The following is a 19,735-nucleotide window of genomic DNA, read 5'->3' as shown; positions in this document are numbered from 1 at the left end:
CTGGGCGAGCTGCTCACGCCTTGTCGAGGTAGTCGATGCTGCTCGTCGTCGTGGCGGCGGTGATCATGCGCGCGAGGCCACGATGCTCCTCGAGGCCAGGATCGCGGGCGATGATGTCCTCGGCGAGCTCGCGGGCGGCCGCGATGGTCTCGGCGTGGTCGAGAAGGGAGAGCAGCCGCAGTGACGTGCGCGTTCCGGATTGCGCGACGCCGAGGATGTCGCCCTCGCGGCGGGCCTGGAGGTCGAGCTCGGCGAGCTCGAACCCGTCGGTGGTGGCGGCGACGGACTGGAGGCGCTGCAGCGCCGGTGAGCCCTCGGGCACCTCGGACATGAGGATGCACAATCCGGCGTGTCGGCCACGTCCGATGCGGCCGCGCAACTGGTGGAGCTGGCTGATGCCGAACCGGTCCGCATCGACGATCACCATGACAGTGGCGTTCGGCACGTCCACGCCCACCTCGATGACGGTGGTGCAGACGAGCACATCGATCTCCCCGGCGGCGAACTGCCGCATGGTGTGGTCCTTCTCGTCGGCGGGCAATCGCCCGTGGAGCAGACCGACGCGCTGGCCCGCGAGTGGCCCGGTGGAGAGGTGCTCGTGCATGTCGAGGACCGGTTTCGTCTCCGGGCCTTCCTTCGCGGTGGCGGGAGGCGCGGCGGCGTCCTCGCCGATGCGCGAGCACACGACATAGGCCTGGCGGCCTTGCTCGACCTCCTCGGTGATGCGCTGCCACACGCGCGGCAACCACTTCCGGGAGACCCCCAGGGCGAGGACGGAAGAGCTGATGGGGCTGCGGCCGCGGGGCAGGCCGTGGAGGGTGATGACGTCGAGGGCACCGAAGGCCGTCATGGCGATGGTGCGCGGAATGGGGGTGGCGGTCATGACGAGCGTGTGCGGGGTGTTGCCGTCGCGGCCGCGGCCGCGCAACTGATCGCGCTGCTCCACGCCGAAGCGGTGCTGCTCGTCGATGACGACGAGCCCGAGGTCGAAGAACTCGACGGTGTCCTGGATGAGGGCATGGGTGCCAATGATGATCCCGGCGTCGCCGGTCACGGTGGCGAGAAGCGCCGCCTTGCGCTGGCTGGTGGTCATGGATCCCGTGAGCAGGGTGATGCGGGTGGCGCTGGCTGAGCTGCCAAGCTCGCCCCCGTTGCCGAGCTCGCCGAGCATGGCGCGCAGGGATCGGTAGTGCTGGGTGGCGAGCACCTCGGTGGGCGCGAGGAGGGCGCATTGGTGGCCGGAGTCGATGGCCTGGAGCATCGCGCGCAAGGCGACGAGGGTCTTGCCGGAGCCCACCTCGCCCTGGAGGAGCACGTTCATGGGGTGCTGCTGGGCGAGCCGCTCGCTGATGCTCCGTCCGGCCTCGGCCTGGCCATCGGTGAGGGTGAACGGCAATCGCTGATCGAACGCGGCGGCGATGCCGTCGGCGCGGGGCGGCATGGCGGGCGCGGTGCGGGCGGCCTCGGCGTGGCGCTGCCGGGCGAGGACGAGCTGCATGGCTAGCGCCTCGTCGAAGCGCAGCCGGTCGCGGGCAGTGTCGTGATCCGCAGGGGTGCTGGGCAGGTGGACGGCACGCAGCGCGGTCTCGAGCGGCACCATGCCCCGCGTCTCGAGGATCTCGCGCGGCAGGGGGTCCTCGACGGGGGCGAGCTGCTCGAGGACGATGCGGATGCAGCTCCAGATCTCCCAGCTCTGCAAGGCGCGGGTGGAGTCGTAGATGGGGATGATGTCGCGGGCGAGCGCGTCCTCGGTGAGTGTGCCGTCGGATTGCTGCTGGGCGCGCGCCATCTGGGCGAGCTGGCCGCTGCCGTGCACGGTGGTGCCGTCCTTGGTGGCGCGCAGCTCCACGTAGCTCGGGTGGGTGAGCTGCATGGTGCCGCGGAAGTACTTGACGGTGCCGGAGAACATCATGCGCAGGCCCGGCTTGAGCACATGGCGCAGCTTCTGCGGGTTGAAGAACGTCGCCTCGAGCTTCTGCCGATCGGCCTGCAGGGTGAGCTTGAGGAAGCTGCCCTTGCGGTTGCGCATGGGGATCAGATCCGCCTTGGCGATGGTGGCCACGACGGTGATGTGATCGCCCGGCTCGGCTTGCTCATCGCCGAGCGGGACGCCGTTGCGGGCGTAGCGGCGCGGATAGGCGCGGAGGAGGTCGCCGACAGTGTGGATGCCGAAGTTCTCGGCGAGCGCGGCCACGGCAGCGGGGGCGAGCGCACCGTCGAGCCGTGATTCGAGGCCGAGCCTGGTGCAGGCGGTGGTCATTCCACGCCGATCTGCAGGATGTCCTCGTCCTGTCCGCTCTCGTAGATCATCAGGTCCACGCCCGGATGGTTCTTGTTGATGTGGTCCTCGAGCTGCTCGGCGAAGGTGTCGTTGGTCTGCGCGGCGCCGCGCAGGATGGTGAGCAGCTCGCCACCGGCTCCGAGCATGAGATCGACGATGTGCAGCGTGGCGGGGAGGAACCCGTCCTTGATGACGAGCACCTCGTGGCCGACAAGGCCGAGATAATCGCCGGGCTCGCAGGCCCCGGCGAGGGAGAGGGCCTTCTCATGCGCTCGGCGCACGCTTCCCCATCGTGTCGCTGCGGCCGCCGCGGCCATGGCGTAGGAGTCATCGGAAGCGGCGCGGTGCGGGTCATGCACGGCGAGGGCGGCGAGGCCCTGCACGAGGCTCGCGGTGGGCAGCAGCACCGCGGGGTGACCGAGCTGGCGGGCCTGCGTGCTGACCGCTACAAGCTCCTCCGGGCGGATGAAGCCGTTGGGCAGCACGAACACCTCGTCCGCGGTGGTGGCGAGGACCGCATCGAGCAGTTCCTGCGGGGTGCATTCGTAGCCGCACGCGAGCACCGAGGCCCCCTCGGAGCGGAACAGCTCGGCACCGGCATCGCCATTGACGATCGCGAGGATCTCACGCACCCGTGGCGCCGTCGAGGGCGTGAAGCCCTGTTGATCGGCACCGAACGCGGTGATCCGGATGTCGTAGGGCACGCCAGCAGCGATCCCTGCCTCCACCGCGGCACCCGGATCGGTGCTGTGCACGTGCACCGTGAATGCTCCTGAACCGTCTCCCACGACGATCACTGAATCACCGAGGTCCGACAATTCCTCGCGCAGCACGGCCGCGGCGGCGTCATCGCAGCCCCGCAGCAGGTACATGATCTCGTACTCGACGTCGCCGGTGGCGTACTCGTGCACGTGCTCGGTGCTGTGGACGCATTCGGCGCCGTGTCCCGCCAGCGCGCTTGCGCTTCCATCGCCCGAGGGGATGGTTGATCCGGCGCGATGCCCGTTCCCCGACGGCTCCGCGAGCATCATCCCGCCGAGGGCCGTTGGTGCCGAGCCCACCGATAGCGCGGCCGAGGGGTCCTCCGAGCCGGTCCGGGCCATGGCGCGCGCGGTGAAGCGGGGCCGCCGCGTCGGTTCGCCCGTCACGACTTCCACGAGCGCGTCGAGAATGATCAGCAGGCCTACTCCGCCCGCGTCGACCACTCCGGCCTGCCCGAGAACCGAAAGCTGCGAGGGCGTTCGATCGAGTGCCTCCACGGCGCCAGAGACTGCCGCGCGCGCAACGCTCGCGAGGTCGTCCTCGGCGGCATCGCGGGCAGCCGTCGCGGCGCCCCGGAGCACGGTGACCACCGTGCCCTCGACGACGTTCGACATGGACTGCCCCACGAGCGCGAGCGCGCCGGTGAGCGCGTTGCGCAGGACCCGCCCGTCGATGGATCCGTCGAGGGCGGCGTCCGCGACGCCGCGCAGCACCTGGGACAGGATCACCCCAGAGTTGCCGCGCGCTCCGGCGACGGCACCGCGGGCCAGCACCACCGCGACTTCGTGCGTGGACATTCCGTCGAGGGGGACGCAGTCGGCGTAGGCCTTCTCGTAGGCCGCGCGCATGGTGAAGTGCAGGTTCGTTCCGGTATCGGAATCAGCGATCGGGAACACATTGAGGACGTTGATCTCCTCGCGGCGCGCCTCGAGGCCAGCCACGCAGGCGTGCGCCCACCGCATCAACGCTCGCGCGTCGAGCGCCTCGACAACCTCCAGCACCGCCTGCTCACCTCCCTCGTGCTGTCCGATGGATCACGCTATGCCAAGCCTAGCCCGCGCCCATGCCGGGATGGCAAGGCTTGACCGTGGCATCTGCCAGGGCACATCTGCTAGGGCCTTCTGCTAGGGCAGCTTCCAGTCGATCTCGTCGCCCCCTAGGTCGAGCAGATTCTCGTTGGCGCGGCTGAATGGCCGGGAGCCGAAGAACCCCCGCGACGCCGAGAGCGGCGAGGGATGCGCGGACTCGATGATCGGCACGTCCTGCAGCATCGGCTTGAGCGAGGCCGCGTCCTTCCCCCAGAGGATCGCCACGAGGGGCTCGTCGCGATCAACGAGCGCGTGGATCGCCTGCTCGGTCACGGCCTCCCAGCCCTTGCCCCGGTGGGAGGCGGGCTGGCCGGGTTGCACGGTCAGCACGCGGTTGAGCAGGAGCACCCCCGCGCGCGACCACGGCGTCAGGTCACCCGTCGCCGGCATCGGGTGGCCGAGATCGTCGCAGTACTCGCGGAAGATGTTGGCGAGGCTGCGCGGGATCGGCCGCACGTCCGGCGCCACCGAGAAGCTCAGTCCCACCGCGTGGCCCGGCGTTGGGTACGGGTCCTGCCCGACGATCAGTACGCGCACCTCGTCGAGCGGCTGCTGGAACGCCCGCAGCACGTTGGCTCCGCTGGGCAGGTATCCGCGCCCCTCGGCGACCTCGTTGCGGAGGAACTCCCCCATCACCCCGATCACCGGTTCCACCGGGGCCAGTGCTTTCGCCCAGCCTTCCTCGACGATCTCCGATAGTGGCCGTGGCGCCATGCTGCCTCGCTTCTCCGTCGCGTCCCCGCACATCATTGCGCCAGCCCATCGAGCTTCCCCCGAGGTCCTGCCGGGGGCTCAGTCGAGCCGGCGCAGCGCCTCACGATAGTAGGAACCGTTCGCCATGTACACGGCAGTGTTGCCATCGACGTGTCCCTCGGGCACCTCGTAGCCATCGCGGATGCGGGCGGGAACGCCGAGAGCCATGCGCCGCGCGGGCACCTCGAAGTTGAACGGCACCACCGCCCCGGCGCCCACGATGGCGCCCTCCCCCACGACCGAGCCGTTGAGCACCACCGAGCCCGAGGCGATGAGGCAGTTCGCGCCGATGGTGGCGCCCTCGATGTGCGCGTTGTGGCCGACGACGCAGTTCGCGCCTATGGCCGTGGGGTGCACGCTCGTGCAATGGATGATCGTGCCGTCCTGGATGTTCGTACCGGCCCCGACCTCGATGGTGCCGTAGTCGCCACGCAGGACCGAGGTCGGCCACACGCTCGCGCCAGCGCCGAGGGTGACCGCACCGATCACGACGGCATCGGGGTGGACGTACGCCTCGGGGTGGATGGTCGGCTCGCGGTCGCCCAGTGCATAGATCGGCATGGCCACATCCTAGGACATGTGAGACACCATGTCCGGGCCAGGAGGCGGTGCGGCTGCATGGCCACCCGCGAACACGAAGAAGGCCGGGCGCGGGGAACAATCTCCCCGTGCCCGGCCAGGCAGTCCTCTCGTGATGCTACTTCTTGAGCGCGATCCGCTCGTAGCCCACGATCAGCGCGGCGGCCACCACGATGCCGACGAGCAGGGCCCAGATGTTGAAGCCCTCCTTGTCCGCGACAGCGCTGACGATCGCGGAGCCCGCGAACGCGCCCACGGCACCGAGCACGACGGTCAGCAGCATCGAGACCTGCTGCTTGCCCGGAAGCACGAGCCGGGCCAGCACACCGATGATCGCGCCCACGAAGATGGCAACGATGATGCTCCAAATCATGACAAACACTCTCCTTGGTCGAGCAGAACCTGGACACCTCAAGTCTTATCAGCCCAGCGCGCCACCGCAACCGGGGGAGCGATAACCGCAACGGGATCGAGACTGCAGCAGTGATTGCTGCCAGAAATACCCCTAGAGGTTTCGGCCGAGCGCTTCCCGCATGAATTGCTCGAGCGCGGCACGTGCTTCATGGCTTCTTCCGCTGGCCCATTGCTCGGCGCCAGTCACCAGATGCGCCCGCGCTGGCTCATCGTCCAGCAGCCCCAGAATCGCCGCGGTCCAGGAATCGCTCGAGTTCCCGACCAGCAATCCGGTCTGCCCGTGGATCACGGAACCACGGTACGGCTCGACGTCGCTGAAAATCGCTGGCAAACCCGCGCGCGCGTAGTCCAGCGCCTTGATGTCGGACTTCATCGAGTCAAACCTGGTTCCCCGCAGCGGGGCAATGCCGATCGAGGAACCACCAGCGACGATCCTGAACCACTGGACGAACTCCTCGTACGCCCTGAACCTTGCGGGCACGGCGATCGCGCGGGCCGACGGTGCCAGTCTCCCGCCACCGACCTGGACCACGTCCACATCCGGCCGCGCCCTGGTCACCGCCGCGATCGCAGGCGCGACCATCTCCACGTCGAGCGCGTGCGACGCGCTGCCCATGTAGAGGATCCGCGGACGATCCGGGTCGAGCCCATGCGCGCGGCGAACCTCATCGGCGAGGCGAGAGTCGATCGGTTTCTCCCAGCACTCGAACCAGGACGAGTTGGGCACGACCATCGAGCTGAGATTGTGCCGCGAGATCTCCGACCGAAGATTCTCCGTCGAGGTGGAGACCATTCGCGCATGCCGCATCAGGAGCACGATCGAGCTTTTGCTGCCCTCGTACTCAGCCCGGTCCGGGTGATCGCCAGGCAGATCCCACAACAGATCGTCGATCTCGAACAAGTAGGGAACTCCGCGCTCGCGGAGATTGTCGATCACATCCGGCACGACGCGGGGAGCGATAGCATCTCGCTGAATGACCACGGCATCGAAGGACGCCACATCCGCGGCGAGCAGTCGGACCGCATCGATGATGATTGGCCTGTACGGCGCGGAACGGGAAATCTCGCGCCAGGGCAGCAGCACGCGGATAAAAGCAGTAGGTGGCGGCGACGCGCCATTCTTGATAACGATCCCTATCGTCCGCACGCTCGCACCGTCGATCGACGCGCGGGCAGCCCCACGGTCATCCTCCCCGATTACGGGTATCCCCTCGATCACGGGACCCTGTGAAATCTCGCTGGCGCGTGGCGTGCGTCCTTCCTGGATTCCATGCCTGAGAAAGTGCACCAGAGGATTCAGCCGCGATGCCGCCACGTCGCGGTTCTCCTCCAGGTACGCCCTCGTCGAGAAGCTCGGCCCGGGGTCCCGCTCCTCGAGCGCACCGAAGGCCAGGTAATGGGCGACGGGGTCCGTACCCGACGAGGCAACGTCTGGGTATTGCCGCAAGTACCACGACTCATCGAACCAGTCCGAGAAGGTCAGGAGGATGTGATCCCTGATGGTCCTGAGCGCTGTCATGCGCGCTAGTTCTTTCCGGTTGATCGCGTGCCGCCATCGAAACGCTCGCGCGAGCGGTCGCTGCATGCTCCCCGAGGCTGGATCCGTCATATCAAGGTCAGTCAATGATCGCGCTCTCCACTCTGTCCGGGGCTTCCATGTCCCTTGGTTCTCCATGCGCCAGGAGATACGCGGGCGCCCGGATCTGCTTCCGCATGCGGGACGAGCGTAGCGATTATCGCTTGGACGCACGAGCAGCAGATTCGTTAGAGTCTGCCCGGTGAAGACTTGCGCGGCGATGCAGAGCAGCACGAGCACCGGGCGTGGGCCGGGGCGCGATGCCACGCAATCCGCGACGGACGAACCACCACGGCCATCGAGGCCCACCCTGCTCTGGGCATCGCACAGCGGCAAGACCACCGGCGGCAGCGAGCGATCCCTGCTCGCATCCGCGAGGCTACTAGTGGAGCACGGCTATCGAGTGATCGTCACCATCCCCGCCGATCTCGGGCTCCGCGATCCCCTCGTGGCGCTCGGCGTGGAGGTGCTGGTCGTGCCGCACGCGTGGTGGGTTCGGCAGGCGCCCGCGACCCACGCGGATGTGCACCGCAGCCTCATGGGGATCTCGCGCTTCCGCGCGATCCTCCGCGACAATCATGTTGACGTGGTCGTCTCCAATACGAGCACCTGCCCCTGGGCTGCCTTCGCCGCTAGCCTCAACGGCATTCCGCACGTGTGGTACATACGCGAGTTCGGCGCGGAGGATCACGGCTTCCACTTCTATCTCGGCTCATCAGCGACGTACAGAGCGATCGGCATGCTGTCGTCATCGATCATCGCGAACTCGGAAGCCGTCGCCGAGCACGTCGCTGCCCGCACCGGCGGCGCGCGCAAGGTCTCCGTCTCCTACCCCGTGGTCGAGCCGACCGGGCCCAGCCGGGACCCAGTAGCTGGCCGCGCGGACGGATCGCCGGTCCGGCTCGTCATGGTCGGAATGGTCACCCCGTCCAAGGGCCAGCTCGATGCGGCGAGCGCACTGTCACGCCTGATGTGCGAGGGACAGCATGATCTGGAGCTCGTGCTCGTCGGCGGCGCCGACCGGGCATACAAGAAACGGATCATCGAGATGCTCCGCGACAGCAAGGTGCCGCTCGAGCGCGTTGAGTTCGCGGGGTTCCAGAACGACCCCGCCCCGTGGCTCCGCGACGCCGACATCTACATCATGGCATCGCGGTGCGAGGCTTTCGGCCGCGTGACCGTGGAAGCCATGGCATGCGGGCTGCCGGTCATTGGTTCCCGCAGCGGCGGCACCCCAGATCTGGTGATCAACGGCAAGACCGGGCTGCTCTACAGCCCTGGCGATACCGAGGGCCTTGCCAGGCATATCGCGAGGCTGGCGGGCGACCCGAGCATGAGGGAGCGGATGGGGGAAGCAGGGCGCCGCCGGTATGCCGATTGCCTGGGGCCCGAATCCTCCATCGGCACCATGATCGAGGCGATCGAGCGCGCTCCAGCGCCACGGCGCGGTTCCCTCGCGCGGACCTGGGGGCTCATCGCTGTTCTCGTGACAATCATGCACCTGACCCTGCTGGCGAAGAAGGCCCGCGCAGCACTGCGTGCTCTCCAGCGCATCGGCGATGTCGCACGCCGGTCCGTTGGCCGTGCGACCAAGCGCCTGCGCCGCGAATCCAGGACGATCCATTCCCAGTGCGACCCCGCCACATTGTTCCAGTGGTCGCTGGAGCGCCGCAGCAAGTCAGCACTGGATGGCTCGCGCCGCTTGTCGGTGATCGTCCCGGTCTTCGGTGATTGGGATTCGCTGCGGCACAATATCGCGTCGGTGTGCGCGGACCTCGCGGGCAATCCTTCCTGCGATGTGTACTACGTCAATGATTGCGGCCCGAAGGCCGATGAGCTGGAGCACCGGATCCTCGCCGCGATCGAGGGACACGACAATCTGCACTATGCGCGCAATCCGCGGAACCTCGGGTTCGTGGGCAACTGCAACAACGCTGTGCTGAACCTAGTGGACCAAGCGAGCGATGTGCTTCTGCTCAACTCCGACACGATCGTCACCAGTGGTTTCGCGGAGGAGATGCAGCGAGTTCTTTATGCGGAAGGCATGCGGTTCGGAGCAGTGACATCGCGGAGCAACGCGGCGACGATCTTCTCGGTACCGATCGATGGACAATTGCCGATGGATCTGGCGTACGAGCATTACCTCGGCGTCGCCGATGAGCTTCCACAATGGTACGAGTCGCCAGTGGCGCATGGTTTCTGCATGATGATCCGCCGCGAGGCGATCAGCGATCTCGGGTTGTTCGATGAGGCCTACGGCAAGGGCTACGGCGAGGAGAATGATTTCTGCATGCGCATCCGCCGCAAGGGCTGGCGGTGCGCGGTGGCGAATCGGTCGTTCGTGTTTCATTTCCGGGCACGCAGTTTCACACCGAAGACCCGGGATGTCCAGGTATCGGCGAACGAGAAGATCCTTGATTCCCGGTACCCGGAGTACCGGGGCCTTGTCCGGCGATACAGGACAAGCATCACCGAGCCCGCGCCCCGGTGATGCGCGCCCCTGCCTACCGCATCCGCCGGATCGTTCCGAGGACGCGCCGGGCCGCTTGCTCGCGCCGCGACCCCTGCGGCGTGATCGCTTCCCGCGCCCCTGGCATCGCGTTATAGAGCATCACGGTCGAATCCATCAGGTTTCCCATCGTCCTGGAGATGCCCTTGGCCCCGCGCTGTCCCTCGTGCCCGTGGTCGCCCGATCGTGGGGGTCGACCGAGACTGGCCCGTGCTAGCTCGACCAGCGCATCGGCGGTCCGGGCCCACGAATGCGCGGTGGCATGGTCGCGGAGCCGATCGATCAGGTCGTCCCGCGCGGACTGGTCGCCGAGCAGTTTCATTGCTATCCCCGCGACCTGGTCGGCGTCGAGCGCGTCGATGGTGGGGATGCCCCGGGGCAGCACCTCGTCGAGCGAGCCTGCTCTGGTGGACAGCACCGGCACACCATGCTGGGCCGCTTCGAACGGGATCAGCCCGAAGCCCTCCGACAAGGTGGGGTACAGCACGAGGGCGGCATTCTGGTACAGCCAGGCCTTGTGCTCCTCGGGGAAGGAACCGAGGGTGACCACTGCGCCTGCCACTGCGCCCGGCTCAGAGATCAGGCGGCGCTCGTCCGGCAGTGTCGAGCCGTGCGCCGGGCTTGCTCCGCACAGCACGAGCGGCCCGCGAAACCCGCGCTCCCGCATCTGCTGGTGCACGGCGATCGCGAAGGGCCGGTTCTTGTGGTGGTACGCCGAGCCCAGGACCAGCACGTAGCCTGGCTCGATATCCCCGAGCCCCGATGGTCGTGCCGGCGGTTCCTGCGGCACGATCACGTGGTCGGTGCCGCTGCCCACGATGCCGTGCGGCACGTCTCCATCGAGCATTCCCTCGGCGCGCGCGGCATTGACGACGTGTCCACTGAGGAACCCGATCGCATCGGCCTCGCGGAACATCGCCCGCGTCGCGTCGCGGTACCGCTGCCACTCCGCGCCCGTGCCGAAGTAGGCGGGATTGTCATAGGCGATCAGGTCCAGGCAAGTGACCACCACGCGGTGCGCGATGCCACGCAGCACGTCCAGTTCCCACTGATGCTGCACCTGGTACGGCCGAACAACCACATGCGCCTTGCTGGCGCTGTCGACGCGGCCGCGCGGCATGGTTCGCAGCTCCAGGCCGGGGATGCCCTCGGTGGCATCGCGGGCGTACTGCGGGACCATGCGCTGCGTGTAGAGGGTTACCCGTGCCACGCACGGGTGCATGGCCAGCGCCGTCGTCGTGGCGAGCACGTTCACCTGGGTGCCAGCGACCCGCGCCCCGAGGCAGGTCCCATCCACCGCGATGTGCAGCCCCTCGAGCGCGGCGCGAGCGGTGAGCAGCGCGGCGGCGAGCATCGAGCCCTCGTCGATAGCAAGCTCGCGCACCCACGGGTGGTAGTAGGGGTAGCGCTGCGCGATGATGCGCTCGTGGGCGGCCTGCAGCTGTCGCTTGCGGGGCGATTCACCAAAGCTCGCACCACCGCGGTGGTAGATGAAGACATCGTCGGCGACCACATGCTGGAGGCCATGCGCGAGGGCGCGCTGGCAGAAGTCGACCTCCTCGCCGTATCCGGGCGCGAACTCGTCGTCGAATCCGCCGACGACATCGAGCGCGCGCCGGGTGATGTAGAGGCAATGCCCGATGCCAGTGGGCAAGCGGGGCCGCGTCCTGGTCGCTGCCCGCGCGACGCGGATCGCTGCCTCGCGGGGATCGTGGCCACCGGGGACGGTGGATGCGGGCTTGCCGTCGGCGCTGACCGAGACGATGGTGCCGTGATTGGTCAGCGCGGTCGCGGTCGCGATGGTGGAGCTCGACCGGGCTGCCGCCTGCAGCCGCGGCAGCCATTCCGGGCCGACGATGGTGTCGGAGTTGAGGATCACCACGTCCCGGCCCCGGGCTATGGCGAACGCATTGTTCGCCGAGCCCACGAATCCGAGGTTCTCCGGCTGGCGCAGCACCACCACCGTGTGGGCGGCGCCCATGCGCCGCAGGAGCCCGTCGAGGACGGTCACCACGCGCTCATCCGGGCTCGCGTCATCGATCACCAGTAGCGGGACGCGCGGATCGGTCTCCCGCAGGAACGACTCGTAGCAGCGCACGACGTCGTCGTAGGAGCCGTGCACGGCGATCATCACGATCGGCTCATCGCCGTCAGGCAATGCGCCCTGCGCTTCACCGACAGCTCGGGCGATGGTGACAGTCACTCCACGACCCTCGCTGGTGCTCTGCCATCGACCACAGTGACGCGCGGATCAAGAGCGACCACTCCCCCGTCCTCGCATTCCCGGGCAATGATGAAGCGCACGGCCTGCTTGCGCTCGTGCAGCACCTGTCCCTGCGCCTCGAGCACGGCGAGGTCCGCGTGGTACTTCCCGGCCGCCAGGGGAAGGGCGGGGAAATCGATCCGGATGGTCATGGCGCCAGCTAGATCGGGCATGGCGATGCCACGCTGGGTGGTCGTGGAGGCATGCGCGAGCGTGCCATCGGCCTTGCGGAGCTCGATGCGCACCGACCAATCCGTGAGCGCTTGCTCGCTGGTGATGTCGCACTCGAGAGCCATCGGGGATCCGCTGGCGAGCGTTCCCGCCGGGGCTCCGTCGGGCCCGAGGGCGCGGGCGGCCGAGATCTCCACATCGGTGCGCTGCGCGCCCGCGCTCGGCCGCGCCCCGGGGCCGCGCTGGATCTCGCGGAAGCGGGCCACCACATCCTTCGGGTTGCCCTCCGCCACCACATCGCCTTTGACCAGGAGGATCGCGCGGTCGCACCATTGCTCCACCTGGTCGAGCGAATGGGTCACGAGCACTATTGTCTTGCCCCGGTCCTGGAATAGCTTGATGCGATCCCGGCACTTGCGCTGGAATGCCTCGTCGCCGACCGCGAGGACCTCATCGATGATGAGGATGTCGGGATCGACATGGACCGCGACCGCGAACGCGAGCCGCACGTACATCCCGGACGAATAGAACTTCACCGGCGTATCGATGAACTTCTCGATCTCGGAGAACGCCACGATGGCCTCGAAATGCCGATCGATCTCCTTGCGGGTGAGGCCCAGGATGGACGCGTTCAGGTATACGTTCTCCCTGCCCGTGAGATCGGGGTGGAAACCGGCACCTAGATTGAGCAGCGCGGCCACGCGACCGGTGCGCTCGATATAGCCCGTGGTCGGCGTGATGATGCCGGTGATCATCTGCAGCAAGGTGCTCTTGCCCGAGCCATTGGGCCCGATCAGGCCAATGGTGTGCCCCGAAGCGATCTCGAGGTTGACATCGCGCAAGGCCCAGAACTGCTCGGCGTGCGATCGTCCCCGGCCTCGCTTGAGGACACGCTCCTTGAGCGACTTGTCCTTGCGGATGGTGAACCGCTTCGACAGGTCGACCGTGCGGATGACGATGTTGTCGTTTCCGGCCATCACAGCTCCTGCGCGAAGTTGCCCTGCAAGCGGGAGAAGATCCGCTGCGAGATCCACAGCAGCACCAGCGAAACGCCGAGCGCTAGCAACAACCGCGGATACAGCCCATCACCGAAGCCATAGTCGACGCCCTGCGGCCAGAAGAACGCGCGGAACGAATAGATGACAGGCACCATTGGATTCAGCAGGTATATCTCGTAGAGCCAGGCTGGCAGGGCGCGCTCCACCATGCTGATGTCGTAGATGATCGGGGTGAGCCAGAACCACGGCATCATGATCACGGTGACAAAGTGCTGGACATCGCGCAGGTACACGTTCACCGCGGCGAGGAACATGCCCAGCGCGAGCCCGAACACGATGACCGTGAGCAAGCCGAGGGCCGGGAGAGCGATTCGCGCGGGATCCGGCCAGACTCCGCTGAGAACACCCGCTAGCGCCACGCCTCCGAGAAGGATCGCCAGGTAATAGGAGAAGTTGACGACGGCAGCGCCCGTGGTGGAGAGCGGGAACAGCTCCCGCGGGAAATACACCTTCTTCACGAGCGCCGAATTGCTCACGATCGATGCGGTGGTCGATTGGAGGAGGTCCGCGAAGAACGCCCAGACCGCGAGGCCGCAGAAGATGAACAGGCCGAAATACGGAATGTCGCCCGCGCGCAGGATCTGTCCCACGACGAGCCAGTAGACAGCGAGCTGGACGAGCGGGATCTGCAGGCTCCACAGGAAGCCGAGGAACGAGTTCTTGTGCTTGACCGTGACCTGCTTGCGGATGAGGTTGCCCAGCAGCTCCCGGTAGCGCCATACCTCGCGCGCTGAGGTGCCGAATCCGAGGAGGAACGGTCGTGGCGCGTTCACCCGCGTCAGGCGATTGGATGCAGCCTGCTCATCTAGCGGTGCGGGCATGGATCCCCTCCGGGAGCATCGAGAAGCAGGGCAGGGGCCAGACTATCAACAGCGGATGCGAGGGCTGATCCGGCGGCCGAGCAGCACGTGACGCCGCTGCGGCCGCGACCAGTACTCGTGTGGTGCCTCCGCAGGCGTGCCTGCGATATCATGGCTGGTCCGGTGCGGAAGGGGCACGTGCTCGAGGGGGCGGCCAAGGGCGGCAAGGGATCAGGGGAGGGCAATCGCGATGCGGGAACCAGCAGGCAAGTGGCTCGACCTCGTGCGGCGCGGTGCCACGGGCCAGGCTTCGCGCGGCGTAGCCCTCGACCCGCCGCCTGGCCTGTGGGCCGTCATCCGCACATTCCGGGGACCGTTCGTCACCGATGGAGGCCCGATCGATTCGGCCTGGGCGGTCGCCAGCGTCACTGATCGCATGTGGACGACCGCGACGGTGGCGCGCAGCCCCATCCCCACGTGCTCGGATGAGCTTGCGGCCGCGCGCTTGGCCGCCCGCGCCGGGCTCGATTGCTTCGCGCACCTCTACGAGCTCGCCAGCTCTACCGGCCGGAGCCTCGCCGTGCATGCGCACGATCCCCTGCTGCTGTCGCTGCTGCACGGCGCCTCTGCCTCCTTCCCCGGCTGCGAGGTCTCGGGCGCGTTTGCCCGCAGCTCGGTCCGAGCTGCCCTGAGCCGGTCCGCCGCGCTCGCCGAGGACCAGGTCCTCGCCCGCCAGGCAGCGCTCGCCGAGCGCCACGAGCGGCAGCGGGGGCCATTGATCGTGTGCACGGATGCGTCGCTACGCCGCGGGCGGCCCGGCGCGGGAATCGCTGTGATGGACGCCGAGGGCAGGCACGTCACCAAGTACCTGCCGGCCGTGTCCGATGTATTCCTCGCGGAGCTCGCCGCGATCCAGCTCGCGATCGCGTCCTGCCAGGGCCGGCGCCCGCTACGCATCCTCAGCGATAGCAAGCCAGCAGTGTCGGCGATCAACAACCCGAGCACCGCTCCGGAGCGTGCCCGCTCGCTCGTCGATCGCATCAATGCCAAGCGGCAGGGGCGACAGATCGAGATCCAGTGGATCAAGGGTCATGCCGGCCATGAGCTCAACGAGACCGCGGACCGGCTCGCGCTGGCAACGCGCCGCCACCGCAGCGCGGGCCTCACCGGTCCGGGGCACGAGATCATCATCGGCAACATCGTCAGCGAGTGGCACCAGTCCAGCATGGGGCTCGCCCGCTAGAGCGCATGCGGGCTCGCGGATCGGCCATTGTCGCGCCGCTAGCGCCTTGCTTCCTGCGACCTCGATCACCAGAAAGATTTCATGAGGTTGTCCTCACATCTCCCGCTCAGAGCCTAGGAAGCGCATCATTGATATGTGTATCGTCTTGTCCAGTTAATTCGGTTTCGCTGTGAGCGCAACGGAGCGCCCATCCCGTAGCGATCCCGTGTGACAGAGAGGGCATATCGACAATGCTTGTCGCACAGCCACCAGAGACCGCACCAGTAGGCGGCGCATCCTTCCAGGACATCGCGATCGCGATGATCATCACGCTCGTGATGTGCGCGCCCATAATCCACACGATGCTGCGCGAGCGCGCCGGCAAGACAACCCTCATCAGCCGCTTCGCCGACTGGCTCGCCGAGCGCGACGGCATGCCCCGCTGGTTCAGCCTCCCCGCCTACCTTGGCGTGTTCACGCTCCTGGCCTGCGGATTCGGCGTGTGGTGGGACGTGGCGCTGCACATGCAGTACGGCCGCGACGACGGCGCCCTCTCCAACCCCTCGCACTGGCCGATCTTCCTCGGCATCGTCGGCTTCTTCATCGCCGGCGTGCTGAGCATCATCCTCGGCCACAACAGCAAGCTCCCCGCCCGCACCATCCGCATCGCCCCAGGATGGCGCAGCCCCCTCGGCGGCTTCATCATCACCGCCGCCGGCACGATCGCGCTCATCGGCTTCCCCGCCGATGACATCTGGCACCGCATCTTCGGCCCCGACGTCACTGAATGGGGCCCCACCCACATCATGATGATCGGCGGCGCCGTCACCTTCATGCTCGGCATCGTCCTCCTCCACGCCGAGGCCAAGCAGATCGGCGCGCCCGGCACCCAGACCACCTTCGGGAGGTTCCGCGAGGCCGTCCTGCTCAGCCTCTGCATCGCCCCGTTCGCGTTCCTCATGGAATTCGACCTCGGCGTGCCGCAGTTCCCCGCTGCCACCCAGTTCATCATCGCCGGGTTCATCACCGCCTGGATCTTCACCGCGGTCCGCATGCGGTTCGGCCGCGGCGGAGCACTGCTCGCCTGGACCGTCTACATCATCGCGCACCTGTTCCTCATGGGCACCGTCGCCGCGCTCGACGACGTGCTCGTCGCCGGGTTCCTGCTGTTCCTGCCCGCCGCGCTGCTCGTCGAGGCGGCCGCGCTGGTGATCGATCCGCGCCGCAAGGTGCTGCTCGGCCTGGTCAGTGGCCTGCTCGTCGGCACGCTCGGCATGCTCGCCGAATGGGGCTGGAGCCACATCCTCATGCCACTGCCCCAGCCGCTGCCCGCTTCCTCGCTGCCGCTGATGCTCACCGTCGGCACGCTCGCCGCGCTCTCCGGCGGCCTTCTCGCCGCCTGGCACACCGACAAGCTCGACCTCGTCGAGGCCCGCGCCAGCTTCACCCGCGCCGACGCCGAGAAGGTCATCCGGCTCTCCCCGCGCAGCAGCGCCTTCTGGAAGGCCCACGCCGCCGGACTCGTCGGCATCCTCGGCTTCATCGCCCTGATGCAGGTGTACGCGCCCCCGACCGAGCGGACCGGTATCACCGCCACCTCCACGTTCAGCGACGTCACCTACTACGACGAGCAGGGACAGCCCCTGCCGGGCAGCACCGGCGACACCGAGTGCGACGGGGACCGCCGCTGCATGGCCACCATCACTGTGCGATTCACCCCCGAGGGCATCGCTGACGATGCCATCTGGCTGTACGCGCTCGCGTGGCAGGGGCTCGCTGACCCGGACGAGCCGAACCCCCCGCGGGACCCGGAGTCCGGTGCCCCCGGCGTGATCCGCGTCGCCATGCAGCCCACCGGCGAGCCCGGCGAGTACACCTCGGAGCACCCGCTGCCGCTGTACGGCTCGTGGAAGACGCTCATCCGGCTGCACCTCGCACCGACCGTCCACATGGCGCTGCCCGTCTACGCGCCCGATGATCCCGAGATCCTCAGCGACAAGGGCCGCCAGGTCACCACGGCGGAGGGCGAGACGAAGGAGCTCGTCACCGAGCATCACTTCCTGCAGCGCGAAGTCAGCGATGACGTCCCGGAATGGCTGTGGACGGTGGCGTACCTGCTGGTGCAGCTGTTCTGGTACGCGCTGATCGTCTTCTACGCCTGGTGCTACACCACCGCCGCGCACGGCAAGAACAAGCGTATCTCCGCCATTCAGCGGGAACCGCATTCCCTCACGACCTAGGCTGCCCAGAGGAATCGTCCACACGGAATCACCAGCACGCCACGCCGCCGGAGCCGCGCCCGCCAGCTCCGGCGGCACTCGACCCGGGAGCACCCATGCACGCACCACGCCGCCTCGTCACCGTCGTCGCCGCGCTCGCCACGGCCACCCTGGCCCTCGGCGGCGCCGCCTGCGGCAGCACCGAGGATCCCGCCAGCGCGCCCAGCGGCTCCAGCACCAGCACCGGCGACGCCACGGTCCCCGAGACCACCACCTACGAGTTCACTATCTCCGGCGGCACCCGCACCGAGGGCGAGTCCCAGGTGGAGATCCCGCTGGGCACATCCATCGCGCTCACCATCACCGCCGACACCGCCGATGAGATCCACGTCCATGGCTACGACCTCACCGCCGAGGCAGTGCCCGGCCAGCCCGCCACCATCGAGTTCATCGCTGATCTGCCCGGGGTGTTCGAGGTCGAGATGCACGAGGCGGGCACGGTGATCACCCAGCTGCGGGTCACCGGATGATCCTCGCGCACGGCCTCGGTGGCCGCTCCGACCTGCCCGTCCCACTATGGATGGCGCTGTATGCCGGGGCCGCCGCCGTTCTCGTCTCGTTCGTGGCGCTCGCGTTCCTCTGGAAGAAGCCGCTGCTGCGCGGCGACAAGGCTGGCCACCCGCTGCCCCGGCCGCTCGAGCGCTTCGCTGATCACCCAGTTACCCGGTCGATCCTCGCTGGGCTTGGCCTGCTGGCTCTGGCGATACTGCTCGCCGCGCTATGGCTCGGCACCGATGACTCCACGACCAATCCAGGCCCCACCTGGTTCTATGTGTGGTTCTGGATCGGGCTGATCCCCGTTTCGCTCCTGCTCGGTCCCATCTACCGCCTCGCCAACCCGCTCCGCACGCTCGCCGCGGCACTCCACCCGTTGCTCGGGCGCGCACGCCTCGCATCCGGGCTCGACAAGCTCGGCCACTGGCCCGCCGTCGCGAGCCTCGGCGCCTTCCTATGGCTCGAGCTCGTGCATCCCGCCTCCGACTCGCCCCGAGTGGTCGCGGTGTTCGTCACCGGCTACGCCATCATCATGGTCCTCGCGGGCGCGATCGCCGGACCACGCTGGTTCGACCAGTGCGACGGGTTCGAGGTGTACTTCATCCTCATCGCGCGGCTCAGCCCCTTCGGCCGTCGCGCCGACCGCAGGCTCGTCGTCCGCAACCCGCTCGACGGGCTGATCGCCGGATCCAGCAAGGGCCTCACCCCCATCCTGATCCTGGTCCTCGGCGCCACCACGTTCGATGGCGTCACGCGCATCCCCGCCTGGGCCGAGCTCACGCGCGGCCTCTCGCCCGCCGTCTCCGCGCTCAGCGGGACCGCCGCTCTCGCGGGGACGATCGCCGCGATGGGCGCGATGTATGCCCTCGCGATGTGGCTGACACGCCCTTACCTGCGCAAGACCCGCACCAGCCAGCCAGGCATCGACCCGTACGACGCTTTCGCCCACACCCTGATCCCGCTCGCGCTCGGCTACACCATCGCCCATTACTTCTCGTTCGCGATCTTCCAGGGCCAGGCCGGATACCTGCTCGCCACCGATCCCCTCGGCCAGGGATGGGAGCTGCTCGGCGCGACGGGAAGCATCGACTACACGATCGTCTCCACAACGACCATCGCCATCGTGCAGGTCGCCGCCATCATCACCGGGCACATCATCGCTGTCGCCGCCGCGCACGATCAGTCCCTGCGGATCATCCGACCATCCCACCGCAGCACTGGCCAGTTCCCCGCGCTGGCGCTTATGGTGGGATACACGATGATCGGAATCATGCTGGTGTCCAGTGCCTGAGCAGATCTACCTCATGCACCAGGGCGGCTGGGACGAGGCAATCATGCTCCTCGGTCCCGTCGCCATCATCGGCACGCTCATCTACCTCGCGCGCAAGCACCGCCCCGATGACGACGAGCTCAATGACGACGATGACCAGATCGAGCCGTGGGAGCGCGAATAGCCGAGGCGAGCGGGCGCGGGTCCGACATGCC

15 protein-coding genes are annotated in these 19,735 nt (G+C 67.8%); 6 read left to right on the top strand and 9 right to left on the bottom strand.

Going from position 1 to position 19,735, the window contains the following annotated elements:
- Nucleotides 1–13: 13 nt before the first annotated feature.
- The 6 genes from recG to FXO18_RS00420 all read right to left on the bottom strand — a co-directional run bounded on the left by recG (nt 14) and on the right by FXO18_RS00420 (nt 7,693).
- Nucleotides 14–2,260 carry an ATP-dependent DNA helicase RecG gene (recG, locus tag FXO18_RS00445; RefSeq protein WP_149359114.1) on the bottom strand — a complete coding sequence of 749 codons (2,247 nt, stop codon included), beginning with the start codon at nt 2,258–2,260 and terminating at the stop codon, nt 14–16.
- On the bottom strand, nt 2,257–4,044 hold the full coding sequence (locus FXO18_RS00440) for a DAK2 domain-containing protein (protein ID WP_328593293.1): 1,788 nt from the start codon (nt 4,042–4,044) through the stop codon (nt 2,257–2,259). The genes recG and FXO18_RS00440 overlap by 4 nt, the downstream gene beginning before the upstream one ends.
- A 123-nt stretch (nt 4,045–4,167) precedes the next feature.
- On the bottom strand, nt 4,168–4,845 hold the full coding sequence (locus tag FXO18_RS00435; protein ID WP_149359113.1) for a uracil-DNA glycosylase: 678 nt from the start codon (nt 4,843–4,845) through the stop codon (nt 4,168–4,170).
- Between the two features lie 78 nt (nt 4,846–4,923).
- Complete coding sequence (locus FXO18_RS00430; RefSeq protein ID WP_149359112.1) at nt 4,924–5,445, bottom strand: gamma carbonic anhydrase family protein; 522 nt, start codon at nt 5,443–5,445, stop codon at nt 4,924–4,926.
- Between the two features lie 136 nt (nt 5,446–5,581).
- On the bottom strand, nt 5,582–5,836 hold the full coding sequence (locus FXO18_RS00425; protein ID WP_149359111.1) for a GlsB/YeaQ/YmgE family stress response membrane protein: 255 nt from the start codon (nt 5,834–5,836) through the stop codon (nt 5,582–5,584).
- A gap of 132 nt (nt 5,837–5,968) precedes the next feature.
- Nucleotides 5,969–7,693 (bottom strand): glycosyltransferase, encoded by a 1,725-nt coding sequence (locus FXO18_RS00420; protein WP_149359110.1) that lies wholly within the window; start codon nt 7,691–7,693, stop codon nt 5,969–5,971.
- Between FXO18_RS00420 and FXO18_RS00415 the strand changes: the two genes are divergently transcribed.
- Complete coding sequence (locus tag FXO18_RS00415) at nt 7,656–9,944, top strand: glycosyltransferase (RefSeq protein WP_149359109.1); 2,289 nt, start codon at nt 7,656–7,658, stop codon at nt 9,942–9,944. The two genes, FXO18_RS00420 and FXO18_RS00415, sit on opposite strands and share 38 nt — an antisense overlap.
- Nucleotides 9,945–9,957: 13 nt before the next feature.
- Here FXO18_RS00415 and FXO18_RS00410 read toward each other — a convergent pair whose 3' ends face one another.
- From FXO18_RS00410 to FXO18_RS00400, 3 genes are read right to left on the bottom strand one after another with little or no spacing between them, the layout of a single operon-like run.
- Nucleotides 9,958–12,165, bottom strand: a complete 2,208-nt coding sequence (locus FXO18_RS00410; protein ID WP_149359108.1) for a glycosyltransferase — start codon at nt 12,163–12,165, stop codon at nt 9,958–9,960.
- Entirely contained in the window at nt 12,162–13,373 is a 1,212-nt protein-coding gene (locus tag FXO18_RS00405) for an ABC transporter ATP-binding protein (RefSeq protein WP_149359107.1), read from the bottom strand. The genes FXO18_RS00410 and FXO18_RS00405 overlap by 4 nt, the downstream gene beginning before the upstream one ends.
- A complete protein-coding gene (locus FXO18_RS00400; RefSeq protein ID WP_149359106.1) occupies nt 13,373–14,275 on the bottom strand; it encodes an ABC transporter permease in 903 nt (300 codons plus the stop codon). Before FXO18_RS00400 ends, FXO18_RS00405 begins: the two co-directional genes overlap by 1 nt.
- A gap of 229 nt (nt 14,276–14,504) precedes the next feature.
- Here FXO18_RS00400 and FXO18_RS00395 point away from each other — a divergent pair, with 229 nt between their 5' ends.
- From FXO18_RS00395 to FXO18_RS15800, 5 genes are all read left to right on the top strand, one after another.
- The gene (locus FXO18_RS00395) at nt 14,505–15,497 is read left to right on the top strand and encodes a ribonuclease H family protein (protein ID WP_149359105.1); all 993 of its coding nucleotides are present in this window, start codon (nt 14,505–14,507) and stop codon (nt 15,495–15,497) included.
- A 230-nt stretch (nt 15,498–15,727) separates the two neighbouring features.
- Nucleotides 15,728–17,716: an ABC transporter permease gene (locus FXO18_RS00390; RefSeq protein ID WP_149359104.1), complete on the top strand. Its 1,989-nt coding sequence runs from the start codon at nt 15,728–15,730 to the stop codon at nt 17,714–17,716.
- A 95-nt stretch (nt 17,717–17,811) separates the two neighbouring features.
- Entirely contained in the window at nt 17,812–18,225 is a 414-nt protein-coding gene (locus FXO18_RS00385) for a cupredoxin domain-containing protein (protein ID WP_149359103.1), read from the top strand.
- A complete protein-coding gene (locus FXO18_RS00380) occupies nt 18,222–19,541 on the top strand; it encodes a hypothetical protein (protein ID WP_149359102.1) in 1,320 nt (439 codons plus the stop codon). Before FXO18_RS00385 ends, FXO18_RS00380 begins: the two co-directional genes overlap by 4 nt.
- A complete protein-coding gene (locus tag FXO18_RS15800) occupies nt 19,534–19,704 on the top strand; it encodes a hypothetical protein (RefSeq protein WP_187774199.1) in 171 nt (56 codons plus the stop codon). Before FXO18_RS00380 ends, FXO18_RS15800 begins: the two co-directional genes overlap by 8 nt.
- Nucleotides 19,705–19,735: the final 31 nt, after the last annotated feature.

Source organism: Lolliginicoccus suaedae (assembly GCF_008312885.1).
GTDB classification, from domain to species: Bacteria; Actinomycetota; Actinomycetes; order Mycobacteriales; family Mycobacteriaceae; genus Lolliginicoccus; species Lolliginicoccus suaedae.
This window is presented reverse-complemented; position numbering and strand designations above follow the sequence as displayed.

Excerpts from the sequence above, each read along its gene's own strand:
- FXO18_RS00435 (WP_149359113.1), bottom strand. The coding sequence starts at position 4,845 with ATGGCGCCACGGCCACTATCGGAGATCGTCGAGGAAGGCTGGGCGAAA.
- FXO18_RS00385 (WP_149359103.1), top strand. The coding sequence starts at position 17,812 with ATGCACGCACCACGCCGCCTCGTCACCGTCGTCGCCGCGCTCGCCACG.
- FXO18_RS00400 (WP_149359106.1), bottom strand. The coding sequence starts at position 14,275 with ATGCCCGCACCGCTAGATGAGCAGGCTGCATCCAATCGCCTGACGCGG.
- recG (WP_149359114.1), bottom strand. The coding sequence starts at position 2,260 with ATGACCACCGCCTGCACCAGGCTCGGCCTCGAATCACGGCTCGACGGT.
- FXO18_RS00380 (WP_149359102.1), top strand. The coding sequence starts at position 18,222 with ATGATCCTCGCGCACGGCCTCGGTGGCCGCTCCGACCTGCCCGTCCCA.
- FXO18_RS00425 (WP_149359111.1), bottom strand. The coding sequence starts at position 5,836 with ATGATTTGGAGCATCATCGTTGCCATCTTCGTGGGCGCGATCATCGGT.
- FXO18_RS00390 (WP_149359104.1), top strand. The coding sequence starts at position 15,728 with ATGCTTGTCGCACAGCCACCAGAGACCGCACCAGTAGGCGGCGCATCC.
- FXO18_RS00430 (WP_149359112.1), bottom strand. The coding sequence starts at position 5,445 with ATGCCGATCTATGCACTGGGCGACCGCGAGCCGACCATCCACCCCGAG.
- FXO18_RS00405 (WP_149359107.1), bottom strand. The coding sequence starts at position 13,373 with ATGGCCGGAAACGACAACATCGTCATCCGCACGGTCGACCTGTCGAAG.
- FXO18_RS00395 (WP_149359105.1), top strand. The coding sequence starts at position 14,505 with ATGCGGGAACCAGCAGGCAAGTGGCTCGACCTCGTGCGGCGCGGTGCC.